The 1,335-nt window shown below is 66.7% G+C and carries 1 protein-coding gene and 1 other annotated feature; the gene reads left to right on the forward strand.

All coding sequences use genetic code 11. From position 1 onward, the window contains the following. Nucleotides 1-52 precede the first annotated feature (52 nt). Nucleotides 53-1,320, forward strand: a protein-coding gene (locus tag G9U51_RS17000) for an IS3 family transposase (RefSeq protein ID WP_235946349.1) whose coding sequence is annotated in 2 segments (ribosomal slippage) — nucleotides 53-341 and nucleotides 341-1,320 — 1,269 coding nt in all. Because the reading frame shifts where the segments join, the coding sequence is not laid out codon by codon here. Further along, nucleotides 340-468 (forward strand) — a sequence feature (AL1L pseudoknot). Its footprint overlaps the gene before it by 129 nt. Nucleotides 1,321-1,335: the final 15 nt, after the last annotated feature.

A 1,335-nucleotide genomic window follows, 5' to 3' on the forward strand; every position in this document is an offset into this window, starting at 1 on the left:
CTGAACCGCCCCGGGTCTGGTGGAGGCATCGATCCAACGAGAAGGTGGATTCATGCCAGCACCGAGGAAGTATCCGGATGAGTTGCGCCAGCGCGGTGTGCGCTTGGTGACCGATCTGCTTGAGGACCCGGCCGAGGACGTCTCGATGAACGTGGCCTGTCGCCGCGTCGGGGGCCAGCTCGGCATCAACGTCGACACGCTGCGCGGGTGGGTGCGCCAGGTGCGCATCGATACCGGTGTCGCACCGGGGCAAAGCACCGATGATCGGGCCAAGATCCGTGAGCTCGAGAAAGAGGTACGCGAGTTGCGCCGCGCGAACGCGATTCTGAAGTCCGCGTCGGCTTTCTTCGCGGCGGAGCTCGACCGCCCACAGCAACGGTGATCGATTTCATCGACGCGCACCGTGACGAGCACGGGGTCGAGCCGATCTGCACCACGCTCAGCGAAGCCGACTGCAAGATCGCCCCGAGCACCTACTACGCGGCCAAGTCTCGCCCGCCCTCGGCGCGTGCGGTCAGCGACGCCGCGGTCGATGAGCTGATCACCGCGACACACCAAGCCAACTACGGCGTGTACGGCACCCGGAAGATCTGGAAGGCCCTGCACCGGCAAGGACACCCCGTCGCCAGGTGCACCGTCGAGCGGCGCATGCGCGCCCTGGGCCTGACCGGAGCGGTCCGTGGGAAGGTCACCCGAACCACCCTCACCGCCCGAGGCGGACACCCCGATACTCGCCCGGATCTGCTCGCACGGGACTTCACCGCAACCGCACCCAACCAGCGGTGGGTCGCCGACATCACCTACGTACCGACCTGGAGCGGATTCAGTTACGTCGCGTTCGTCACCGACCTGTTTTCCCGACGGATCGTGGGCTGGCGCGCCTCGACCTCGCTGCGTTCCGACCTGGCCATCGACGCCCTCGAACACGCCCTGTGGACCCGAGCCCGCCAAGGCCACGACACCGCCGGCGTGGTCCACCACTCCGATCGCGGTGTGCAGTACCTGTCCATCGCCTACACCGAACGCCTGGCCCAAGCCGAAGCCGTCGCCTCCGTCGGCACCACCGGCGACTCCTACGACAACGCCGCAGCCGAATCGCTGTTCGGCCTGTACAAAACCGAACTCATCCGACCCCACGGACCCTGGCGCACCCACGACGCCGTCGAAGTCGCCACCGCCGAATGGGTTGACTGGTTCAACCACACCCGACTGCACTCCTGGTGCAACGACCGACCCCCCGCCGAATACGAATCCCTGCACTACGCTCACCCGCAACACCCTGCCGAAAACCCCTCGGCGGGAAAACTCAGCCTCCACTGAACCCGGGGCGGTTCA

The organism is Metallococcus carri (assembly GCF_011440275.1).
Classification (GTDB): domain Bacteria; phylum Actinomycetota; class Actinomycetes; order Actinomycetales; family Dermatophilaceae; genus Metallococcus; species Metallococcus carri.